The sequence below is a fragment of the Hyphomonas sp. UBA3601 genome (assembly GCF_002375605.1).
Taxonomy (GTDB): Bacteria; Pseudomonadota; Alphaproteobacteria; order Caulobacterales; family Hyphomonadaceae; genus Hyphomonas.
Genome location: NZ_DFME01000063.1, coordinates 8264 through 13131, shown reverse-complemented (window position 1 = coordinate 13131; position 4868 = coordinate 8264). Strand labels below are relative to the sequence as shown.

Here is a 4868-nt window from a genome sequence, read left to right as displayed (position 1 = left end):
GGCAAGATCGCCGTCTCGTTCCGCCTGTGGGATGTTTATGGTGGGGAAGTCATGCGGATCAATGGCCAGCCCGGCCGTCGCCTGACCACGACGCCAGACAATTGGCGCCGCATCGCACACAAGATTGCGGATTCCATCTATAACCGCCTGACCGGTGAAGACCCATATTTCGATACGCGGATCGTCTACATTGCCGAGACCGGCCCAAAGACCGAGCGTGTGAAGCGCCTGGCGATCATGGATGCTGATGGTGCCAATCAACAATATCTGACTGCGGGGACGAACACGGTGCTGACGCCGCGCTTCAGCCCGTCAGCGCAGGAAATCACCTACATGTCGTATGAGGGCGGCCGTCCGCGCGTCTACCTCTTCAATATTGAGACGGGCCGTCAGGAATTGCTGGGCAATTTTCCGGGCATGACCTTCGCGCCGCGCTTCTCGCGGGATGGGGAGAGTGTGTTGATGACCCAGGCCCAGGGCGGCAACTCTGAAATCTACCTCATGAATCTGCAGACACGCCAATCGCGTCGCCTGACAGACCACCCGGCGATTGACACCTCACCTTCCATGTCACCGGACGGACGCGCCATTGTATTCACGTCTGACCGTGGCGGCAGCCCGCAGCTCTACATCATGAACACCGATGGCAGTCCGCGGACCTGCCCCTCCGGTGGTCGGGATGTTGCTTGCCGCATCACCTTCAACAAGGGCCAGTATTCAACACCGGTCTGGAGCCCACGGGGTGATCTGGTCGCGTTCACCAAGCAACTCGGCGGTCGATTTTACATCGGCGTGATCGGGACAGATGGCAAAGGCGAGCGCCTGCTGACCGAATCATATCTCGATGAGGGTCCGGACTGGTCACCAAACGGGCGCGTGATCGTGTATTTCCGCGAAAGTCGCCCCGGCGCTGGGCCACAGCTCTGGTCGGTCGATCTTTCAGGCCGAAATGAGCGCAGAATGATGACCCAGACCGACGCTTCCGATCCGGCCTGGTCGCCATTGTTGCAATAAATTCATGGCTTTCGCCCCCGGTTTTCGTCCGGGGGCGTTGCTTTTTGGAGACAAAACGTCAAAATAGTATCGAATCTGGGCGTTAGCTCTGCTTCCGCCCGATTGTCGCCCGAATTCTGTCAGAATATGGAGACAGATACCCGCTACACCCGGCACAACGTTGACAAACGCCAGCCGTTAAGGCGTCAATTAGCACTCAGGACATCCAGGGGAGTCTGAATAGCAATGAATACCACTTTTAAACTCGCAGCCGCAGCCGCGGTTGTTCTTTCGATCAGCGCGTGTGCATCCCAACCAGAGCCTGTTGAGCAGGTCGAGGAGCAGGCACCAGTTGAAGTTGCTGAGCCAGCACCGGCTCCGGCTCCAGTTGAAGCAGCGCCAGCCGCACCGGTTGGTCCGCTCGCAGGCTCGCTCGAAGACTTCCGCGTCAACGTTGGTGAGCGCGTCTACTTCGACCTCAATGGCTACCGCCTCGATGTCGACGACCAGGAAATCCTGAAGCGTCAGGCTGCTTGGCTGTCGTCCTATCCGGGCGTTCGCATCATCGTTGCAGGTAACTGTGATGAGCGCGGCACCCGCGAGTACAACCTTGCCCTTGGTGAGCGTCGTGCTTCTATCGTGAAGGACTATCTGGTCAGCCTCGGCGTCGACCCGTCCCGCGTTGACACGATCTCCTACGGTAAAGAGCGTCCAATCGCTGCTGGTTCCGACGAGCAGGCATGGGCCCTGAACCGCAACGGCTTCACGCAAATCGTTTCCGGCGCAAACAGCTAGGTTTCTGCCGCGAATAGCTTCACAAGATGCAGCCGGGTGCCTTATTTTGGCCCCGGCTGTTTTTGTATGTTCGCCCACAATCCTCCGGAGGCTTCCCCCATGTTCAAAGCGCCCGCTCTTGTCCTCGCCAGCTTTTGCCTGATTGTTGGTCCTGCTGCCGCTCAGCGCGCTGCACCCATAACGCAAGGGGTCACCAGCTCCGACCTGTCGCAACAGGTGGCGCAGGCCCGCCAGCAAAGCGCGCAGGTTCAGGTCGAGGTCAATGGATTGACCGGGGACGTGATGCAACTGACCGGGCGGGTGGAAACGCTTGAATTCCAGCTCCAGCAACTGCGCGAGCAAAACGAGAACCTGTCACGCGACAATGAGGCCCTCATCGACGAGGCCGATGATTTGCGAACGCAGCTGGAAAATCAGTCTGCAGATATTGCCTCCCTGAAATCCTATCTTTCAGCGGCGGGCATCATGCCCGAGGCTGACCCCATGCCGGGCAATGCCGGCGGAGAGTTCGGAACGATGCCGGAAATGGGGACGGCGACTGACCAGAGCTTCAATTCTGGCCCACGCCGTCTTGATGCACCCGCCTCCATGGGTGAAACGACTTCAAATACGTCCGGCCCGACCCGCCTGACCATGGGCGGCGCAGCCGCTGCCGGCGAGTCTCTGCCGGAAGGTTCACTGGGCACGATTCCTGCCAGCGCCCTGCCGGGCGAAGCGGGCCCGCTCTTCGCCCTTGCGAAATCCAAGCTGATCCAGTTCGACTATGCTGGTGCGGAAGAGGCCTTTCGCGCCTTCCTTGAGCGGTTCGGCGATGACCCGCAGGCTGGTGAGGCACACTATTGGCTGGGAGAGTCGCTCTATCAGCAGAAAGCGTATGCCGACAGCGGCGCAGCCTATACGACGATGATCCGGTCTTATCCCGACAATCCCCGCGCGCCGGATGCGCTGGTCAAGCTGGCGCGGGCAATGCGTCTGATCGGTGACAAGGAAAAGGCCTGTCTGGCCCTTGGTACGCTGCCGAGCCGCTATCCGAACGCTTCGGGTGTGACGCGGGATCTGGCTGCGGTTGAGCGCACCAAGTCCGGCTGTGACAACTAGACGACTTCCTGACACATGATGGATGCGTTGGATCGGCTCTGTGGCACCGCTTCAGGGCCGATTGGCATTGCAGTGTCCGGGGGCAGCGACTCGCTTGCTCTGCTTGTGCTGGCCCATGACTGGGCCGCGCGGTCTGGTCGAGAACTTGTGGCTTTCACTGTAGATCATCGCCTGCGCCCGGAGGCCGCCGATGAGGCGCGCCATGTGGCCAGTATTTGTGGGCAGTTCAGCATAGCTCATGAGACATTGGTCTGGGAAACGCCTGTATTAAGACAGGCGCTGGCCCGGCGAGCGCGGCATGGCCTGATGGCCGCGGCACTTCGGGCGCGCGGAGGGACGCGCCTGCTGCTGGGGCACACGTCTGACGATCAATGTGAAACCTTCCTCATGCGCGCGCGGCAGGGCTCGACCTGGTATGGTCTGGCAGGCATGCAACCGCGTGCCATGTCGCCGGTCTGGCCCGAAGGGCAGGGGGTGATGATTGCCCGGCCGGTTCTCTCACACAGCCGCAGCGAATTGCGGACATGCCTGACTTCGCGTGGAATCCTTTGGGTCGATGACCCATCCAATCGCAACCTGGCCTATGAGCGGGTGCGCGTACGGGCGCTGCTGGACGGCCATGCTGACCTGAAAGCGCGCATCCTTGCCTGTCAGGCGCGTCTGCAGGACTTGCGGCGGCTGGAAGAGCGTCTGATTGGGCGCTGGATGGCCGATTGTGTTGCGTGGGATGGAGAAGGTGGCGCACGACTGAATCTGTCCGGGCTACCGAGAGAGCGTCTGGAGCGCGCCCTCGGCCTGATGCTTCAGATCGTCGGTGGCAAGGAAACACCTCCACGGCGGGATGCCGTGCAGCAACTGGCGGGTCGACTTTCAGGCAACGAGGCGTTTCAAGGTGCCACGCTGGGCGGCGTCCTGATCTACCGCAAGCAGGGTGACATAGTCCTGTCGGCAGAGCCCGGAATAGCAGGTATTGCGGCCGATCCCGCACTGGCGCGCGCCCGTTTCAACGCGATGCAAGCGCTCTATGTCGGCGATACGTGACAAAACAGCCATTTTAAGAGCTTTTGAGTCGTTTTCATGCGATAAGCCCCCTATCTTACGGGGTGAACACCGGAATTTGGAGCGAGACGAAAAATGAACGTCAGAAACTTGGCTATCTGGGGCGCAATTGCCCTCCTGGTCATCGGCATGGCCGTGGCCATGGGCGGAAACCCTCAGGCAGCACGTGCTGAAAAGGCCAAACTGTCTGTCATTTATGAACTGGTCGAGGATGGAAAAGTCGCGGATGCGACCCTCGGTGACCAGCGGATCATCGTGACCACCACCGACGGCCGGACCATGGTCAGCGAATTGCGGTCACTCGACATGACGACCCAGCAATTCCTCGAAGAGAACCAGGTGCCCTTCACGGTGGATGCTGACAGCGGCCAGAACACATTCGCGTCTCTGATCTTTTCCATCCTGCCAATCCTGCTGATCGTTGGCTTTGTCTTCTTCATGATGCGCCAGATGCAGTCTGGTGGCGGTCGTGGCGCGATGAGCTTCGGCAAGAGCCGCGCACGCCTCCTGACAGAAAAGCATGGCCGCGTGACGTTTGACGATGTTGCGGGCGTGGATGAAGCCAAGGAAGAACTGCAAGAGATCGTCGAGTTTTTGCAGGATCCGTCCAAATTCCAACGTCTTGGCGGTAAAATTCCGAAAGGCGCACTGCTGGTAGGCCCTCCGGGTACGGGTAAGACTTTGCTGGCACGGGCCGTGGCAGGCGAAGCAGGCGTGCCGTTCTTCACAATTTCCGGTTCGGACTTTGTCGAAATGTTTGTCGGTGTTGGCGCAAGCCGCGTCCGCGACATGTTCGAGCAGGCCAAGCGCTCGGCGCCTTGCATCATCTTCATTGACGAGATCGACGCGGTCGGCCGTTCACGCGGCGCTGGCCTCGGCGGCGGCAATGATGAGCGCGAGCAGACGCTCAACCAGTTGCTGGT

5 protein-coding genes are annotated in these 4868 nt (G+C 60.2%); all 5 read left to right on the top strand.

Going from position 1 to position 4868, the window contains the following annotated elements:
- Positions 1-1014 (top strand): Tol-Pal system beta propeller repeat protein TolB (tolB, locus tag B4F73_RS06865; protein WP_290482838.1); only part of this gene is annotated, 1014 nt, incomplete at its 5' end.
- A 225-nt stretch (positions 1015-1239) separates the two neighbouring features.
- On the top strand, positions 1240-1788 hold the full coding sequence (gene pal, locus B4F73_RS06860; protein ID WP_034814792.1) for a peptidoglycan-associated lipoprotein Pal: 549 nt from the start codon (positions 1240-1242) through the stop codon (positions 1786-1788).
- Between the two features lie 99 nt (positions 1789-1887).
- Positions 1888-2886 carry a tol-pal system protein YbgF gene (gene ybgF / locus B4F73_RS06855; RefSeq protein ID WP_290482837.1) on the top strand — a complete coding sequence of 333 codons (999 nt, stop codon included), beginning with the start codon at positions 1888-1890 and terminating at the stop codon, positions 2884-2886.
- A 15-nt stretch (positions 2887-2901) separates the two neighbouring features.
- A complete protein-coding gene (gene tilS / locus B4F73_RS06850; protein ID WP_290482836.1) occupies positions 2902-3927 on the top strand; it encodes a tRNA lysidine(34) synthetase TilS in 1026 nt (341 codons plus the stop codon).
- A 93-nt stretch (positions 3928-4020) separates the two neighbouring features.
- A partial coding sequence (locus B4F73_RS06845) for an AAA family ATPase (protein WP_290482835.1) occupies positions 4021-4868 on the top strand: 848 nt, incomplete at its 3' end.